Source organism: Rhizorhabdus histidinilytica (assembly GCF_900167915.1).
Classification (GTDB): domain Bacteria; phylum Pseudomonadota; class Alphaproteobacteria; order Sphingomonadales; family Sphingomonadaceae; genus Rhizorhabdus; species Rhizorhabdus histidinilytica.
Genome location: NZ_FUYM01000001.1, coordinates 678,972 through 696,254, shown reverse-complemented (window position 1 = coordinate 696,254; position 17,283 = coordinate 678,972). Strand labels below are relative to the sequence as shown.

20 protein-coding genes are annotated in these 17,283 nt (G+C 60.6%); 19 read left to right on the top strand and 1 reads right to left on the bottom strand.

All coding sequences use genetic code 11. The features are described from left to right. The first annotated feature begins 5 nt into the window (after positions 1–5). The 19 genes from B5X82_RS03315 to B5X82_RS03230 all read left to right on the top strand — a co-directional run bounded on the left by B5X82_RS03315 (position 6) and on the right by B5X82_RS03230 (position 16,394). The gene (locus B5X82_RS03315) at positions 6–281 is read left to right on the top strand and encodes a hypothetical protein (RefSeq protein WP_079646591.1); all 276 of its coding nucleotides are present in this window, start codon (positions 6–8) and stop codon (positions 279–281) included. Positions 282–286: 5 nt separating this feature from the next. After that, a complete protein-coding gene (locus B5X82_RS26915; protein WP_079646590.1) occupies positions 287–2,311 on the top strand; it encodes a hypothetical protein in 2,025 nt (674 codons plus the stop codon). Positions 2,312–2,370: 59 nt separating this feature from the next. Beyond that, the gene (locus tag B5X82_RS03305; RefSeq protein ID WP_079646589.1) at positions 2,371–3,123 is read left to right on the top strand and encodes a hypothetical protein; all 753 of its coding nucleotides are present in this window, start codon (positions 2,371–2,373) and stop codon (positions 3,121–3,123) included. A gap of 69 nt (positions 3,124–3,192) precedes the next feature. Then, complete coding sequence (locus tag B5X82_RS03300; protein ID WP_176152450.1) at positions 3,193–4,416, top strand: P22 phage major capsid protein family protein; 1,224 nt, start codon at positions 3,193–3,195, stop codon at positions 4,414–4,416. Between the two features lie 22 nt (positions 4,417–4,438). Beyond that, the gene (locus B5X82_RS03295) at positions 4,439–4,849 is read left to right on the top strand and encodes a hypothetical protein (protein WP_079646587.1); all 411 of its coding nucleotides are present in this window, start codon (positions 4,439–4,441) and stop codon (positions 4,847–4,849) included. Positions 4,850–4,904: 55 nt separating this feature from the next. Further along, positions 4,905–5,306, top strand: coding sequence for a hypothetical protein (locus B5X82_RS03290; RefSeq protein WP_079646586.1), 402 nt, complete (start codon positions 4,905–4,907; stop codon positions 5,304–5,306). Continuing rightward, entirely contained in the window at positions 5,306–5,596 is a 291-nt protein-coding gene (locus B5X82_RS03285) for a hypothetical protein (RefSeq protein WP_079646585.1), read from the top strand. Before B5X82_RS03290 ends, B5X82_RS03285 begins: the two co-directional genes overlap by 1 nt. Next, complete coding sequence (locus tag B5X82_RS03280; RefSeq protein ID WP_079646584.1) at positions 5,593–6,303, top strand: hypothetical protein; 711 nt, start codon at positions 5,593–5,595, stop codon at positions 6,301–6,303. Before B5X82_RS03285 ends, B5X82_RS03280 begins: the two co-directional genes overlap by 4 nt. Beyond that, a complete protein-coding gene (locus B5X82_RS03275; RefSeq protein ID WP_079646583.1) occupies positions 6,303–7,739 on the top strand; it encodes a packaged DNA stabilization protein in 1,437 nt (478 codons plus the stop codon). The genes B5X82_RS03280 and B5X82_RS03275 overlap by 1 nt, the downstream gene beginning before the upstream one ends. Beyond that, positions 7,739–8,380 (top strand): hypothetical protein, encoded by a 642-nt coding sequence (locus tag B5X82_RS03270; protein WP_079646582.1) that lies wholly within the window; start codon positions 7,739–7,741, stop codon positions 8,378–8,380. The genes B5X82_RS03275 and B5X82_RS03270 overlap by 1 nt, the downstream gene beginning before the upstream one ends. After that, positions 8,377–8,754, top strand: a complete 378-nt coding sequence (locus tag B5X82_RS03265) for a hypothetical protein (RefSeq protein ID WP_079646581.1) — start codon at positions 8,377–8,379, stop codon at positions 8,752–8,754. Before B5X82_RS03270 ends, B5X82_RS03265 begins: the two co-directional genes overlap by 4 nt. Positions 8,755–8,798: 44 nt before the next feature. Further along, on the top strand, positions 8,799–9,584 hold the full coding sequence (locus B5X82_RS03260; RefSeq protein WP_079646580.1) for a hypothetical protein: 786 nt from the start codon (positions 8,799–8,801) through the stop codon (positions 9,582–9,584). A gap of 7 nt (positions 9,585–9,591) precedes the next feature. Then, on the top strand, positions 9,592–10,809 hold the full coding sequence (locus B5X82_RS03255; protein WP_079646579.1) for a hypothetical protein: 1,218 nt from the start codon (positions 9,592–9,594) through the stop codon (positions 10,807–10,809). A gap of 3 nt (positions 10,810–10,812) precedes the next feature. Beyond that, on the top strand, positions 10,813–12,855 hold the full coding sequence (locus B5X82_RS03250) for a hypothetical protein (RefSeq protein ID WP_079646578.1): 2,043 nt from the start codon (positions 10,813–10,815) through the stop codon (positions 12,853–12,855). A gap of 85 nt (positions 12,856–12,940) precedes the next feature. Then, entirely contained in the window at positions 12,941–13,396 is a 456-nt protein-coding gene (locus tag B5X82_RS03245) for a hypothetical protein (protein ID WP_079646577.1), read from the top strand. Positions 13,397–13,586: 190 nt separating this feature from the next. Continuing rightward, complete coding sequence (locus B5X82_RS03240) at positions 13,587–14,186, top strand: TIGR02594 family protein (protein ID WP_176152449.1); 600 nt, start codon at positions 13,587–13,589, stop codon at positions 14,184–14,186. Further along, a complete protein-coding gene (locus B5X82_RS03235) occupies positions 14,183–14,410 on the top strand; it encodes a hypothetical protein (protein ID WP_079646575.1) in 228 nt (75 codons plus the stop codon). Before B5X82_RS03240 ends, B5X82_RS03235 begins: the two co-directional genes overlap by 4 nt. After that, on the top strand, positions 14,407–14,571 hold the full coding sequence (locus B5X82_RS26655) for a hypothetical protein (protein ID WP_176152448.1): 165 nt from the start codon (positions 14,407–14,409) through the stop codon (positions 14,569–14,571). The genes B5X82_RS03235 and B5X82_RS26655 overlap by 4 nt, the downstream gene beginning before the upstream one ends. A gap of 80 nt (positions 14,572–14,651) precedes the next feature. Further along, positions 14,652–16,394: an acyltransferase family protein gene (locus B5X82_RS03230; RefSeq protein ID WP_079646574.1), complete on the top strand. Its 1,743-nt coding sequence runs from the start codon at positions 14,652–14,654 to the stop codon at positions 16,392–16,394. A gap of 239 nt (positions 16,395–16,633) precedes the next feature. On the opposite strand, the gene B5X82_RS26650 is transcribed toward B5X82_RS03230, so the two are convergent. Continuing rightward, positions 16,634–16,810, bottom strand: a complete 177-nt coding sequence (locus tag B5X82_RS26650) for a hypothetical protein (protein ID WP_176152447.1) — start codon at positions 16,808–16,810, stop codon at positions 16,634–16,636. Between the last annotated feature and the right edge of the window lie 473 nt (positions 16,811–17,283).

Sequence of the window (17,283 nt, the reverse complement as noted above, 5' to 3'; positions counted from 1 at the left end):
GGAAAATGGCTGCAATCTTCAAATATCTCGAAACCACCGCAAATGTGAAGGTGGGGATCGGCAAGCTCAAGGGCGTTTTCGTCAGCGCAGGCACCAATCCGACCGTCGCGATCTATGATTCCGCCGATACCGGCACCGGAAATCCGATCGTCGCTCAGTTCACGCCTGCCGCACCGGGAAATTACGTATTCACCGGCGATGAGGGCGGCGTTGGCTTCTCGAATGGCCTCTATGTGGTCCTTGGGGGAACCGGCCCCAAGGTCACGGTTTTCTACGAGTAGCCGCGATGGTGGACGTCGCACTCTCTCCACTCGGCGGGGCTGGCTGGCAGTTCCTCGATGACAACGGCCGGATATTGTCGGGCGGTCGCCTCTACACCTATCAGGCCGGAACGACGACCCCAGAGGCGACCTATGCGGATAGCTCGGGGAACGTCTCCAACGGTCCCTATGTCGAACTGGACAGCGCCGGGCGTCCTCCGAGCGAAATCTGGCAGCTATCGACGCAGAACTACAAATATGAGCTGAAGGACGCTGATGGCGGCTCGATCCGGACATATGACAATATCCCGGGCATTGCATCGTCGGTAGAGTTCGACCAGTTCGTCGCCAATATCGGGTCATCGGCCGGATCGTCCTATGTCGGCTTCATTCAGGCAGGCACCGGCGCTGTGGCGCGCACGTCCCAGGACAAGATGCGCGAGCGCGTGACGCCCTATGACTTCGGCGCGGTCGGCGATGGCGTAGCTGATGATACCGTGGCCCTTCAGCGTTTTGCCAACTACGTCATGAGCAACAACACGAAGATTCCCTTCATGGAGGGCGTCTTTAAGGTCACGTCGAAAATCACGTTCACCGGCACCGCCAACGCTTCGCCGGTCATCAACTGTCAGGCCCGGATCAACGCGTCCTTCACGGCAGAGGACGAGATTGTTCGCTTCGATAGCTGGAACTTCGGCAATCTCACCGGATCGCTGGCGGTCTGGGGTGGCGGCGGTTCTACCTGGTCCACGCGCACCAATGGCATCGGCGTCCTGATCAACAACTGCGCCCGTCTCAATTCCGAGATGATCTATGTCCAATACACGAAGTATTACGGCATCAAGAACACGGGGACCACAACCCTCAACAATTTCGGATTGGTAAGCACCCGCTGGTGCGGCACGCGGAGCACCACCGGTGTGACTCTGACGGTCAGCTCGGTATCGAATACCGGGAGCGCCGGGAGCATCGGACAGCGCACCGAACTCACCTGCAACACTGTTCCCAGCTATATCGAGGCCGGGATCAGTATGTGCATCATCGGTGGGGGGCTCTACTTCATCACGGCCATAGACACGGTATCGAACAAGATCACGGTCTATCCGTGGATCGACAGCACCGTCACCTATCCGGCCAATCTTGAGCTTCTCGTAGGCGGAGGGTTCTATGCCGCCGGCGGGGATGCGAGCTGCATCTACATCGGCACGCTGGACGCCATCCAGTGTGCGATCGGGATATACAACCGCTCGCTCTACATGACCTCGGTCGATAATGGGGTTTTCCAGAGCAACGGCGTCGGCTTTGTCCTCGGCGCCTCGATTACGTCGGGCTCCCGAGGTGGTCAGTGCGCGCTGTCCTATTACGAGGGAAACAGCTTCGATATCGTCAAGCTGACCACCGATGACAGCGGCTATATCTTCGGATCGGCTCGCGTTATCAATTATGCGAAATGCCTTTCGTTCGCCCCCCGCGACGGGTCGAACAACTTCTCCTTCTCATCGACCGTTTTCAACGGCATGAGCTTGGCGACGCTTACGCCGTCACATGATTTCGCTGCGGGAGGAAGTACGTCGCCGATCACTGCGACGACCACCCCGGCGCCGATGTCGTTCTACAATATTTCGCGCAACACGCAGACGATCAATCTGGCGCAGGACAGCGACCTCAACAGGCTGTTCGGCTATGGCTCCGTCTACATCATGGCGGAGGGGACCGGGGCCAATCTCAACCCTACGGGAACGTGGACCTTCAACCCGCCATCCGGAGGAACGATCAACGGCGCTGCTGTCGGCGTGCCGCTCACCGTTTCCAACATGGCTTACCCGACGCTGTTTCATGCGCGATCGGGCAACGGGCTCACCTGGACGATCACCTATAGCGCCTTCACCAAGGGGCAGAACAGCGCAAATCGGGGGACAACGGCCAACCGTCCGACCCTCACTGCCACGGAAATAGGCGTCATGTACATGGATACCACGCTTGTCGCGGCCGGTAAGCCCATCTGGTGGACCGGAACGACATGGGTGGATGCCACCGGTGCCGCCGTTTGATGAAGTTTTGAAGAAACCGCACGGGCGCGGTCAGCCCGGTAACTTGAAGGATCAAGTTGATGTCCGAAGAAAATCAGGATATTATTCCTGAAGCGGAAGTCCCAGCGGCTCCCGCGCCGGAACAGGAGACCACGGCCGCTCCTGAAACCGCTGAAACTGAGCAGCCGGAGACCAGCGAAGAAGCGCCCAAGACCTTCACTCAGGAAGAGTTGGACGCGATCCTGGCAAAGCGCCTTGCCCGCGAGGAGCGGAAATGGCGGCGCGAGATGGAGCGGCAGCCCGAGCCGATGCCGATCGAACCCGACGATGACGGGGAAAGCGATCCCTACAAGATCGCCGAGCAGATCATCGCCGAGCGAGAGCAGCAGAAGCAACAGCGGCAGCTTCAGGAGCAGTATTACGAGCGCGAAGAGTCGGCTCTGGAGAAGTATGACGACTTCCAGCAGGTCGCATATAATCCAACCCTTCCTGTCACCGACCACATGGCGCTCGCGATACAGGCATCCGAACAGGGGCCCGATGTCCTTTACTGGCTCGGGAGCAACCCCAAGGAAGCCGCTCGAATCTCGGCACTCCATCCCGTGCAGCAGGCGCGTGAGATCGGGAAGATCGAGGCCCGTCTGGAAGCCAATCCTCCCGCTCGAAAGACATCGAGCGCTCCGGCGCCGATCTCGCCTGTCACTCGTCCCACTGGTGGGGCGAAGGCGATCGACACCACCGACCCACGCTCCATCACCCAGATGGGCACGTCGGAATGGATCGAAGCCGAACGGCAGCGCCAGATCCGGAAACTGGAGGCTCAGCGACGCTAAACGCAACTGATTGGATCGTCGCGATGACGAACCGATCCCAGCGCCCCACGGGGCCCGATGGAGTTTTTTATGGGCAATTCGCTTCTCACGATCGACATGATCACCCGGAAGTCTCTCGAAATCCTCGAGAACAATCTGGTGATCACCCGCAACGTCAACCGCCAGTATGACAGCTCCTACGCTGTCGAGGGCGCCAAGATCGGCACCACGCTGCGCATCCGCCTGCCAGACCGCGCTCTGGTCACGGACGGCGCGGCGCTTCAGGTGCAGGACGACAACGAGCAGTTCACCACGCTGACCGTTTCCAACCAGAAGCATATCGGCGTCAACTTCACGACCGCCGAGCTTACCATGCAGCTCGACGACTTCGCGGAGCGCGTGCTGAAGCCGCGCATCTCGCAGCTTGCCGCTTCGGTCGATGCGGACGTTGCGAACGCCTTCAAGGGCATCGGCAACTCGGTCGGCACTCCCGGCACGACCCCCGCCACTTCGCTGGTTCTGTTGCAGGGCCAGCAGAAGCTCAACGAGAATGCGGCGGTGATGAGCCCGCGCTATGCCACCGTCAACCCGGCCGCGAATGCCGGGCTCGTCGAGGGTATGAAGGGCCTGTTCAACCCCGGCAGCACCATCAGCCGGCAGTTCAAGAACGGCATGATGGGTGAAGGCGTGCTCGGCTACGATGAGATCAACATGTCACAGTCGATCAAGCAGTTCACCACGGGCTCGCGTTCGGCGACTGGTGGCACGCTCTCGGCGTCCGTCACCACCGAAGGTGCGACCACGATCGCCATCACCGGCGCAGGCAATGGCGCGACCGTCAAGACGGGCGATGTGTTCACCGTGGGAACGCCGAGTAGCAACCCGTGCTACATGGTGAACCCGCAGACCCGTGAATCGACGGGTTCGCTGTTCCAGTTCGTCGCCCTGTCGGACGTGACGCTGGGCAGCTCGGGCGAGGGCAACATCACCGTTGCGCCGATCTATTCGGCCTCCAACGCGCTGGCGACCGTGGATACTCTCCCACAGTCGGGAGCGGCCGTCGTGTTCGTGGGCACCGCTTCGACGCAGTATCCGCAGAACCTGATCTATCATCGCGATGCCATCACCTTCGCGACGGCCGATCTGGTGATGCCGCAGGGCGTCGATATGGCCTCGCGTCAGGTCCACAACGGCATCTCGCTCCGCATCGTGCGCCAGTACGACATCAACAACGACCGCATGCCGTGCCGCATTGACGTGCTCTACGGCTACTCGGTCATTCGTCCGCAGATGGCCGTCCGCCTCTGGGGTTGATTCACAGGAAAGGACTACGACAATGGCACTTCCTTCCGTTGGTGGCGGCGAGCAGATCGGCGACGGCAATCTCAACGAGATTCGCCTTGGCTATCAGGGCACGCCTGCCACGGCCACCTCGACGGCCACCCTCACGACCGCGCAGCTCCTCGCAGGCATCCTGCTGGGCTCTCCGGGCTCGTCGGCGGCCACCTACACCACCCCGACCGGCACGCAGATCGACGCAGCCGTGTCGAATGCCAAGGTGGGCTCGACCTTCCTGCTTTCGATCACCAACGTCGATGGCAGCGGATCGGGCGCGATCACGCTGGAAGGCGGCACGGGCGTCACCCCTTCGACGCTCAAGACCGTCGCGGCGACTGCGGGCACGTCCCAGCTTTTCCTGTTCCGCAAGACCGGAACCGGGACCTGGACGATCTACCGCTACGGCTGATTCCCCACGGGGCGCGGTTTGAACCTGCCGCGCCCCAACAGGAAAGGATTCCGACATGCCCAATACCAAGCCCGTAGGCGTCGCCTACAGCGATCCCGAGCTGACCAGCGGCACGACCATCACCGGCGCCACCATCACCGGCTCCACTCTCTCCAGCCCGACGCTTGCAAGCCCCACGCTTTCAGGGACCGTCACGCTGGCCGATGCCGCCAACCTCGCCCTCAACACCAGCACCGGCAGCAAGATCGGCACGGCTGCCAGTCAGAAGCTCGGCTTCTTCAATGCAACGCCCGTGATCCAGCAGGCGACCACCGGCACCGCAACCGGCTTTACGGCCGGCTCGGGTACGGCTGTCAACGATGACAGCACCTTTACCGGCGGCAGCGGCACCAAGGCGTATCGCATCAGCGATATCGTTCTGGCGCTCAAGAACCTCGGATTGCTGGCGGCAAGCTGATGGCCGTCATCTATCTCATCAACCCGGAAGGGGGCTGTAAGGTCGCAACCAGCGATCTTGAGGCCAAATATGACGAGGCTCGGGGGTGGAGGCGGTTCGATCCGACTGCTCCCGAGCCCCGCAACGCCATGGCGCGCCACCCGCTGGACCATGACGGGGACGGCCGCAAGGGCGGCTCCGAGGCTCCTGAGGGCGATGTGAAGGCTTTGCGGGCCGAATATCAGGAGAAGTTCGGCAAGCGACCGTTTCCGGGCTGGGATGCCGACACTCTGCGCGAGAAGCTTGCATGACGACGGCCGGGGACCTCATCAATGGGGCACTCCGGCTGCTGGGCGTGCTGGCGGAGGGCGAGGTCCCCTCCGCTGATACGTCGCAGGACTGCCTTTCAGCCTTCGACCAGATGGTCGATAGCTGGAATACAGAGCGGCTGTCCGTCTATTCGACCATCGACCAGACGTTCACATGGCCTGCTGGCGAGCGCATCCGCACGCTTGGCCCTTCCGGGAATTTCGTGGGCATTCGGCCGATCCAGTTGATGGAATCGACCTATTTCATCGGCCCCTCGAACCTGTCCTTCGGCGTGCAGTTCGTCAACGAGGACCAGTATAACGGGATCGCGCTGAAAACGGTCACCTCGACCTATCCGAACGTCATCTGGGTAAACAACACCTTCCCTGATGTCACGATGCACGTCTATCCCGTGCCGACATCATCGCTGCTGTGGCACTTCATCTCGGTCCAGACGCTCGATCAACCGGCGGCGCTCAGCACGGACGTGACGCTTCCCCCCGGCTATCTGCGCGCTTTCCGCTATAATCTGGCCTGCGAGCTGGCTCCCGAGTTCGGCGTGGAGCCGAGCGGCCAGGTCGTCCGCATCGCAGTATCGAGCAAGCGCAACCTGAAGCGCATCAACAACCCCGATGACCTGATGGCGCTTCCTTACCCGCTGATCGTTCAGAACACGCGCTTCAACATCTACTCGGGGAGTTACGGCTGATGAAAACGCCGATCCTCGGGTCGAGCTATCGCGCTCGCTCGGTCAACGCGGCCGATAACCGCATGGTCAACCTCTTTCCGGAGATCATTCCGGAGGGCGGCAAGGACGCTGCGTTCCTCAATCGCGCGCCGGGCCTGCGCCTGCTTGCCACGATCGGGGATGGTCCGATCCGGGGGCTTTGGCAGTTCGGCGGCTTCGCCTATGCCGTGTCGGGCTACGAGGTGTACAAGATCGCGTCGGACTGGTCGGCTACCCTGATCGGCACGGTCAGCGGAACTGGGCCGGTCTCGATGGCCGACAACGGCACGCAGCTTTTCATCGCCTGCAATCCTGCTGGTTATATCTATAATTCCAGCACGGGAGATTTTGCGGCGATCACCGATCCGGATTTCCCCGGAGCACAGATCGTCGGCTATCTCGACGGCTTTTTCGTGTTCACCGAACCGAATAGCCAGAAGTTCTGGATCACGTCGCTTCTGGACGGGACGAGCATAGATCCACTCGATTTCGCTTCCGCCGAGGGCTTTCCGGACAACGTGGTGTCGATGATCATCGATCATCTGGAAATCTGGCTGTTCGGAACGAACTCCACGGAAGTGTGGTACAATGCCGGAGGGGCGGATTTTCCCTTTGCCCGCATTCAGGGCGCCTTCAACGAGGTCGGCTGCCTCGCTCCCTATTCCGTCGCGAAGATGGACAACCAGATTTACTGGCTGGGGCAGGATGCAAGGGGGTTCGGGATGGTCTATCGCGCGCAGGGCTATATCGCCCAGCGCGTATCGACCCATGCCGTCGAATGGCAAATCCAGCAATATGCGGATACGTCCGATGCGATCGGCTACACCTATCAGCAGGGCGGCCACAGCTTCTATGTGCTGATCTTCCCGAGCGCAAATACCACGTGGGTCTATGATGTCGCGACCGATAGCTGGACCGAGCGCGCGGGCTGGGATACGAACCTTGGCGTTTTCACCCGGCATCGTTCCAATTGTCAGGTCTATTTCAATCATGAGATTGCCGTAGGCGATTTCGAGAACGGCAATATCTACGCCTTCGATCTCTACACCTATGACGACAACGGTTCCATCCAGAAATGGCTCCGCCGCTGGCGTGCTCTGCCGACCGGCATCAACAATCTGAAGCGCACGGCCCACCATAGCCTGCAACTCGATTGCCGGACTGGTGTGGGCGTGATTTCGGGGCAGGGCGAGAACCCGCAGGTGATACTGCGTTGGTCCGACGATGGCGGCAATACATGGTCGAACGAGCATTGGGCCTCGATGGGGGCTCAGGGTCAATATGGTACGCGCACGATATGGCGGCGGCTTGGCATGACCATGAAAATTCGCGACCGGGTCTATGAGGTTTCCGGTAGCGATCCCGTACCTATCATCATCTCGGGGGCGGAGCTGCTGATCAGCCCGACGAATGCCTGATGGCGTCCCAGCCTCCCACCAAGCCGATCAACATCACGCCGCCGCGCGTTGCGTTCATCGATGAGCGTACGGGGGCCGTATCGCGCCCCTGGTATGATTTCCTCCAGCAGCAATGGCGCAACGGTAATTCCGTTGTTGGGGCTGTCGTGCTGACGGCCGATGACCAGACGCAGGCCTTTCCCAATTCGATTGCGCTGGTGCCTGTGACCGGCGAACTGGAACGCCTTCTCGATCCGGACAGCTTCACGCTGGGCCTTGCCGACGCAGGCACGCCAGGCACCTACGGAAGCGCCAGCGACACAATCCAGATCACGGTCGATGACAAGGGGCGCGTGACCGCAACGCAGGTTTTCCAGCTCAACACTGATAACATCGTTGAGGGCATCACGAACCTGTACTTCACCGTTGCGCGGGCGCGGGCGGCGATCAGTGGGGCGGTCGGACGCATCAATTACGATAGCACGACCGGCGTAATCGACTTGCAGGGGGCGATCGTCACGCCCGGCACCTATTCCAATCCCGATGTCACCACCGATGAATATGGTCGCGTGACGGCCATCACGGACAATCCCGGATTCACCGGATCGGGCGCCTATACGAACTTCACCTTCGTCAACGGCATTTGCACGAGCGCGTCATGAGCACGAAGCTGGGCGATAACCGCGATGCGGCACTGAAAGTAGGGTTTGAGGCCATCGACTGGCCCTATCCGATAACCTTCGAGCAGTATCTTGAAGCCTTCAAGGACTGGGTCGTCCGCGCGATCGAGCGCGATGGTGTGCCGATCGGCACTGCCTTCACGCATGACGGGGAATTGCACATCGCCATTCTCCCGCAGTGGCGCCGGCGCTGGGTCACTCGGAATATCCTCTGCGAGCTGTTCGACATGCCGAAGGTGATCGCGCGGCCGATCGAGCGCGAGGACATCATGTACTCCTATCTGGTTAGCCTTGGTTTCAAGGATATCGGAGACAAAACCCTTATTCTGGAGAAGCCGTCATGCCTCCCGCAATAGCCGCCGCTGGTATCGTCGGAGCCGCGACTGTCGGGTCCGCAGTGATGGGCTCCGCTGCGGCGAAGAAGGCCGCCAAGGCGCAGGCCAATGCCGCCGAGCAGGCGCAAGCCTCCCAGGAGCGCATGTTCGACAAGCAGGTCGAATTGCAGGCTCCGTTCCGGGAGGCTGGCCTTACCGCGCAGAATCGCATCCTGACACTGCTGGGGCTGTCGCCCGCCAATGATGTGGAGGGGGTATCCGTCAACCCCAAGGACCCGGCATTCGGTCGATATGCCCGCGATTTCTCCATGGCGGATTTCGAGGCCGATCCCGGCTACAAGTTCCGCCTTGAGGAGGGGATGAAGGCGCTCAACAACTCCATGGCCGCGCGGGGGATGGGTATTTCCGGCGCGAATATGAAGGGCGCTCTCCGATACGGGCAGGACATGGGCTCGCAGGAGTACATGAACGCCTTCAATCGCTACCAGACCAACCGTGCCAACCAGCTCAATCCGCTGCAAAGCCTGATGGGTGCGGGGCAGACCTCAGCCAATACCCTGACGAACGAAGCGGGCAATCTCGGGCGTGGGATTGCTGATACGCAGCTTCAGGCCGGAAACGCGCGGGCGTCGGGCTATGTGGGGACTGCCAACGCGATCTCCAACGCGATCGGGCAGGGCTTCAATGCCTATAGCGGCATTCAGAATATGAACGCCATGAACCGGCTGATGGGCGGATATATGAATCCGGGAGGGGGCATCGGCGGCCAGATTGGGGCGCTCAACACCTCCAACATAAACGGACTGAACAACTACTTCGCCAATAACCCGACAACGCTTCAGCCGATTTGAGGTAACGATGGCGCTCGACACCCGCATTCCCCTGATGGTGCAGCCGGTCCAGTTGCCGGATTTCAATGCCATGGCGCAGAATCGCCTTGGCATGATGAGCAACGTCATGACGATCAAATCGCAGCAGGCCGAGATTGATCGCGTGGCGCGGCAGCAGCAGGAGCAGAACGCACTTCGCGGCGTCTATTCGCGCTCGGTCGATCCCAAGACGGGTAAGATCGACAGCAAGAGCCTGATCACTGGCCTTGCGGGGCTTGGCCGTGGCGATCTCATCCCCGGCGTACAGGCGGAAATGGCGAAGGCCGAATCCGAACAGGCAGCAGCCGCCAAGGCCAAGTATGAGTTCGGCAAGCAGCAGCTTAACGACGCGAAGGTGGCGATTTCCTCGGTCAAGACGCCGGAAGATGCCTACGCAACGATCGACAGCTATGTCGAGAAGGGAAGTATGGACCCTCAGGCGGCGGAGCAGATCAAGGCGCAAATCCGCGCCGATCCGAAAAGCTTGCCCGCCATTCAGGAGGCGATGCTTCGCAGCACCTTGGACGCGGAAAAGAAGCTAGATTTCGACTTCAAGGAGAGGGAGTTCGATTGGAAAAAGAAGCAGGACCTGTTCAGCAACAAAATGGCTGCGGGAAATCTGGCGGTCGCGCAAGGGAACCTTGGCGTTAACCGAGCGCGTTTGAATTTCGAGCGCCAGAAGGACGCGCGCGACGCAGCCATTAATGGACCTGGAGGGAGCGCCCCGCAGGCATTCTCCGACGCCGCTCGCAAGTTGGCCGACCTGAAGGGCGCCCTGAAGGAATACCGGGCCTCCTTGGATAGTGGCAAACGTGCCGGCATGTCGGGGGTGACGTTGCCAGCGTGGGCAGGCGGGCGCTTTGAGTTTGCAAAAGATGATGTGACAGCCTCGCAAGCCGCAAAGTACACCGCTGTCATGATGGGGCTGAAGGACCTCTATCAGCTTGGCGCCTTGGCGGGGCCAGACATCTCGATACTTGAGCGGCAGTTGACCGACCCCAGCTCCTTCGCGGGGACTCGGACTGAAACTAGCGCGCTAAAGACGCAGCTTAATATCGTCGATAAGATGATCGACAAGGCCGCACGCAATCTGGAATCCACATATCGGCGACCAGCGTCAGCTTTTCGCGATCAATCCGCGTCACCCGTTCGAGCCCCCAGCAAGGGGAAGGGCGTGGACACCAGCAACCCCCTTCTGGCGGACTGACCGATGCCCGATCTCGCCACGATCCGGGATGATCCCAACTTCGTCAACGCCAATGCCGCGACGAAAAAGGCGATCTTCGACAAATGGGCGCCGCAGGACCCGAACTATGCCGATGCCAACCCGGCGACGCAGGCGGCTATCCGTCAGCGGTTCGGCATTGAAGCTCCTGCGAAGGCACAGCCTAAGCAGGATGGCGTGAGCCTGAAAGGCTTCGGACGCAACACCGCTTCCTTCCTCGATTCCACTGTAGGCTCAATCCTGCCCGGCGCCGTCAATTGGCTATCCTACGCCGAACGTCGCGCCATGGGAGCCGATCCGAAGGCCGCAAGCGCCGCTGCCGCCCGTGACGCCGCTCCGCTGGAAAACCCCGTTGGGCGCATTTTCGGCGTGACCGACACCCCGGAATATAAGGGCGAGAATATCCGCCGCTTCTCCGAATTCATCGGCAAGAATATCGGCAAGGGCGCAAAGTGGCTCTCCGACAAGACGGGCGTGCCCGAGCAGGATATCGTCAGCTATCTTGGCACTCTGTCCTTTGCCGCTCCTGAAATCGCTGGCGCGGCAGGCCGTGGCGCCATGAGGGGGGCTGCCCCGATCGCCAACAGCATCGCCGCGCAGACCGGCCGCGCCGCCGAAGTCGCCCGCAACGCCATGAGGCCCCGCGAGGGCGCCCCTGCGCTTAAAGGCGGCGGCGCCATGGATGCCAGCGCCTCGATGCTTCGCCAGACCACGGCGCAGGGGCTTCGCCGTCCTGTCCAGTTGACAAAGGGGCAGATCACGCGCGATCCTGCGCAGCTTCGCTTTGAAAACGAGACGCGCAAGTCCAATGCCGATACCGTTGGTCAGCCATTGGTGCAGCGTCAGATTGAACAGAATGAGGATATCCTTGCTAATTTCGATGCCTATCTCTCTGCAACGGGCGCCGAAAGAGCGGGAGAAGGGCAGCTCCGACCGGTAGGTCTTGTTGTTGACAAGGCGCTGGTCGATGCGGCCAAGGCCCGGAAGAAGGAAGTCAGCGACGCCTATGCGAAGGCGCGCGAGGCTGGCGAGATGGAGGAGCCGGTCAGCTACAAGCCGCTGATCGATTTCGTCAACGAACAGACGCCGACAACCCGCGAAAAGCTCGCCCCGATCATTCAGGCCGTCGCCGAGCAGATCGGCAAGAACGACCCGGAAAACACGGGTTCCATATCCATCAATGCAATGGAGGATATCCGGCAGCTCATCAACAAGACGACGCAGCCTGGCACCCCGAACGCAGCCTTCGCGCCGGAACTGAAGAAGCTCATCGACAGCACGACGGAGGGCGCTACTGGCCAGCTCTACCGTGAGGCTCGATCCCGCCGCATCCAATACGCCAAGGAATTCGAGAACGCGGGGGCCGTGGAAAAGCTTCTGCGTCGCAAGCCGGGCACCAAGGATCGGTCGGTAGCGCTGGAGGACGTATTCGATCACGTCATCCTTGATGGGTCGCTCGACGATACCATGAATGTCGGGCGCCTCCTCAAAAAGACCGGCGAGCCGGGCCAGCAGGCATGGAAGGAGCTTCAGGGCCAGACCATCCAGTATATCCGCGATCAGGTGACAAAGAGCCCCGCGACCGATCCAGCGGGGAACCCCTTCCCATCGCCCGCGAAGTTCAATGCGATCGTTCGCGATCTGGATAGCTCCGGAAAGCTTGATTACATCTTCGGTAAGAAGGGCGCGCAGGAAATCCGCGATCTTAATGCGACGGTGCAGGCTGCCTATACGGCGCCACCCGGCACCATCAATTACTCCAACACCGCCGGGGTTGTCGTCGATGCCCTACAGAAGCTTGAAAAGTCCATTCTCGGGCAAATCCCCGGCGTCAAGGGGACCGCTCGATATGCGGCCGAAAAGGCGCGGGACCGAAAGCTTCGGCAGCAGGTGGAAGAGGCCCTTTATCCCGGTGCCGACGATCAGGACCCGATCGCCGCCAAGCCCATCGTCAAGCGGCCGACGATGCGGCGCAACCGCATGGCACCGGCCAACCAGAACTCCATGAGCCGCAGGAAGGGGAATTGAGAATGGCGAAGAGGCCCAAGCCGATCCGGCCGGAGCCCAAAAGCGGAGGAACGCCGCCCCCGCCCAAGCCGCCGAAGAATTCGTGATGTTGTACGAATTCCTCATCGCCTATGTCGTGCTGCTGGGGCTTTCGGCGCTCTGCCGTAGCAGGCAGATGATGCGCGTCTCGCTTGCCATGCTCGGCAATTGGGCGGTCAACAGCCTGTTCGTCGCATCGACCGGCAATTTCGCACCTTGGGCATGGTTCGCCTGCGTCGATTTCGTGACGGCGCTGGTGATCCTGCGGAACCCGGCGGGCAAATGGCAGTCGGCGATCGGATGGGTCTATATCGCGCAGATCGTCATGCACTTCTGCTTCGCCGTGACGAACAACCCGGACGGCATCTATCCCTACTGGCTCTGGCTGACGCGACTGGCTTGGGTGCAGATCCTTCTCGTCGCGACATGGGGGATCGGAGGTGGGCTTCGCGCTGGCATTCGTCGGCTTTTCGGTCGGCCTCACCATCCTGTCCCGCATGGCATGGCGGGCATGGAACCGTGAACAGTCCGAGGAACCCCAGGAATGATTGGCAGCTGACGCCTTCGGTGGTGCTGACATTGATCAGCCTCGCTATGACGGCTTTCGCTGCCTACTCGACCTTTCAGGGGGACACGGACAAGCGGCTCCAGCGCTTGGAGGACCGCATGGAGATTGTCTGGGGCGAATGGCTCCGCGAGCATGGGAGGGGGCGATGACGGCGTTCGATCATACCGCTTTCTATGGCGAGCTGCGCCGACGCTGGGGCCCCCTGAAACAGGCGCAGGTGGACGACATCAATGCCGCCCTCGCCAAGGCTTGGGAACTTCCTTCCGTCGATCCCGCATGGATGGTCGTAGCGCGCAAGCTGATCGGCACGACAGAGATTCCAGGCCCACAGCACAACAACGTGATCGTCAACCTTTTCGCGCGCGTCGGCTATGCCATCTATAAGACGGATGAGGTGGCATGGTGCGGCGCGTTCATCGGCGCGTGTTTCAAGGATGCCGGGATCGCCATCCCAAAGACCGCGCCGCGTGCTCTCGATTGGGCGACATGGGGCGTCGAATGCGAGCCTCAGGTAGGCGCCGTATGCGTCATGGAGCGGGAGGGAGGCGGCCACGTCACCTTTGCCGCAGGGAGGACCGCAGCGGGAGCCATAAAGGGGCTCGGCGGCAACCAGCGCAATCAGGTGAACATCTCTGACTTCCCGTTCGATCGCATCACCGACTGGCGATGGCCGTCAGGCGTACCGCAGGCGCATATCCCGCTGCCGATCATGGCGCCGGGTATCATTTCGAGGAATGAGCGGTGACCGCCAAGGATGCCCCCCGCATAGCCCTGTCTGCGGTGATCGTCGCCTATTTCGGATGGGCGCTTCTCAACCATTACAGCGAGGGGCTGGAAGAGACGCTCAAGAACATCGTCATGTTGGCCGTGGGGTTCTGGCTGGGCTCCTCCAAGGGCTCCGCCGACAATGGCAGCCGCATGGAAAAGATGCTTGATGTGGTTCGGGCCAATCAGGAGGAAAAGCAATGAAGATCAAGATCGGAAAATTGCTTGGCAAACTCAAAGGCATCTCGCCTTTGGTCGCCCTCATCGCCCCCAAAGCCGTACCCCCGGTGGCCGCCGCGATCGAGGTGGCGGAGGCCGTGGATGCCGTGGACGGCCTCTTGAAGAAGCGCAAGCCGAAGTCGTAGCCTTTCGGCTCCATTTTGGTTTGACCGATTGATGTTGATTTGAAGCAGGCTTATTCCTCGCCGACAGGCAGGGGATTAGCATGCAGTATCGCGCTGATATCCAGTTCATGCGGGCCGTAGCCGTCACGCTCGTCATACTCTACCATCTCGGCGCTCCGGTCCACGCAGGCTTTATCGGCGTCGATGTGTTCTTCGTCATATCGGGCTTCCTGATGCAGAAGCTCTACAAGGCGGAGGACGGCCCGTCAGGGTTCTATATCCGACGAGCGAAACGCCTCCTCCCAGCCTATTATACAGCGATTCTCGCCACTCTTGTTGGGGCGTTCTTCATCACGCTTCCAACTGATTTCGGCCAGGTTGTGACGCAAGCGGTATACGCGTCGCTGTTCTCGTCCAATATCGGCTTCTGGTCGCAAAGCTCCTACTTCAACAAGGCTGAATTCAACCCGATGCTGCACCTCTGGTCGCTGGGCGTCGAGTTGCAATTCTACCTGATCTTCCCGATGCTATGGCTGTTGGGGCGCCGGTACAAGATTGCCATCCCATTGATCTTGATCCTGTCCATGATCGCCTGTCTGTTCGTGGTAACGATCAGCCCGAAAACATCGTTCTTCATGATGCCGTTGCGGCTATGGCAATTCGCGGCAGGCATGTTGGTGGCCCGTTACGCCCCGACCGACCCGCGCGGTGGGTGGATCGGGCTATGCGCGCTCGCGAGCATATTGGTGCTTGCGTTCCTGCCCATCGACGGCACCGCGCTCAGCGTCATCAACGGCCATCCGGGGTTGGGCGCGATCGGCGCGACATTTCTGACAGCCGCGATCCTGTGGCTTGGACTCCCCGTTCAGTTGATCAAGAGTGCGATCGGACGTGCAGGAGAGCGGATTGGAGATATAAGCTATTCCTTATATCTGGCACATTTCCCGGTCATCGTCCTGCTAAGCTACCAGCCCTTTAGCGGTACGCGGCTCGGTAATGGCACGGTCGTTCTACCTCTGGCCGCTACAGCCATATTCATGGTTGCGTCGATCGCGCTCTATCGCTGGGTCGAGCGTAACGGGCCACGCTTCGTCAACTGGAAGAACTGCGCCTTGGCATCCGCCCTGCTGATCGGCGTGGCCCTCGCCATGCCCTTGGTTCAGGACATGCGTTTCAGCAGGGCTGACCGGCTGATCTTCGCGGCGTGGGCCGACCGGGCCACCTATCGGTGCGGGAAGATGGCGCGTATCCTGTCGCCGACCTCAACGACCTGCGACCTGTCCTCCGGGCCGAAAGGGCAAATCTTCCTGGTGGGGGATAGCCACGCCGACGCGATCAAGAGCACCCTTGTCACCGTTGCCGCCAGACATGGCTATGGCGTGCGCTTCGCAGTCACCAAAGCGGCCTTGATGGACCCGCGTTTCGGGGCAAAGTGGCTCAAACGGGAAATCTCGCGACCGGAGGTGCAAGGGGCAATTCTCCACTACGCTATCAGGGACATAGACGCCGAGCTGGTGACGGCAGCCGAAGAGGCTCTCAAGGGCTCAAAATATGTGTTCATCCTGCCAGCGCCGGAATATACAAAGCACGTTCCCGCAACGATCTATAGGATGCGGCACGGTAGTCGGGAAAGCCTGGTGCGAGAGGACGGCAGTTCGGCAATCGGCTTGGTGAAGGCCCATCTCCGCAATGTTGTCGATCCAACTCCGGCATTCTGCGAGAGGGGGAAATGCAGCGTCGTCAATCCGGATGGAGCGCTGCTCTATTTTGATGGTGATCATCTGACGCTCACAGGCGCCCGGCGACTGGAGCCCCTGTTCGAGAATATGCTTCAGCGCTGGTGATCAAAGGTCATTTCGTGATCACCCATCCATCGCGCCCCTTATGCATCGGCCTTCCGCAGCCGCGACATTTACTGCGCAACTGCGACCCGTCCGTATAGGCGGCCGATTTTGATCGGTGATGCCTGCCAAACGGGCATTGCACCAATTGCACCAGGCGATGGATAAGCTTCCGCATAATATGCCCCATTCGCCAAAAGATCGTTGGCCGCATTTTTCTTATCATGGCCGAATCCTACATCTCACTTTTCGCGGCAGGGGGAGTGCTCTGGTGAAAGGCCATCACTGACATTAACAAGCTGCGCCCTAGCCTTCAACGCCTCGAATATCTTCTCGACGGCCGGGCTGTCCTTGCGCTTGGATGCCGCGCGCGAGGCGTGGAAGAATGTGGCGATGAGGCGTTCGTTGGCTTCAGACATGCTTATTGTGGAGCGCCGGAAATCCTACTTGTCCAGTTGCCGGATTCGAGGGAATTTGGTAGGTAGGAAACGTGATGCGGCGGCGTGGATGGACACGCACGCTCGTTATTCCAGGCGCTTCCTCCGCGCGAAGCTGGCTCATACTGGAAGCTGGATAACCAGTTACTCAGGTTCGAATCCTGACGCGGAGATAAGCCGGTATCAAGCCCGGCCTGCATCACAAATCCGTATGGCCGTAGGCGGCCGACAGTTACCGAGACGGGGTTAGCGCGGGTTCGCTGGCTGGCGTTAAGGTCCGGGGAGGTCGCGAACGATCCGGGCTGCATTACCAGCATCGCAGGGTTCGATTCCCTGCCCCCACGGTAGCCTTACGGCTTCATTTTGGTTTGACCGATTGGGCGCGGGCTCTGAGGGCGGCTGCAATTGCGAACCATTGGGCTGCCTCGGCGCGTTCATGAGTGCCACTGTATCCA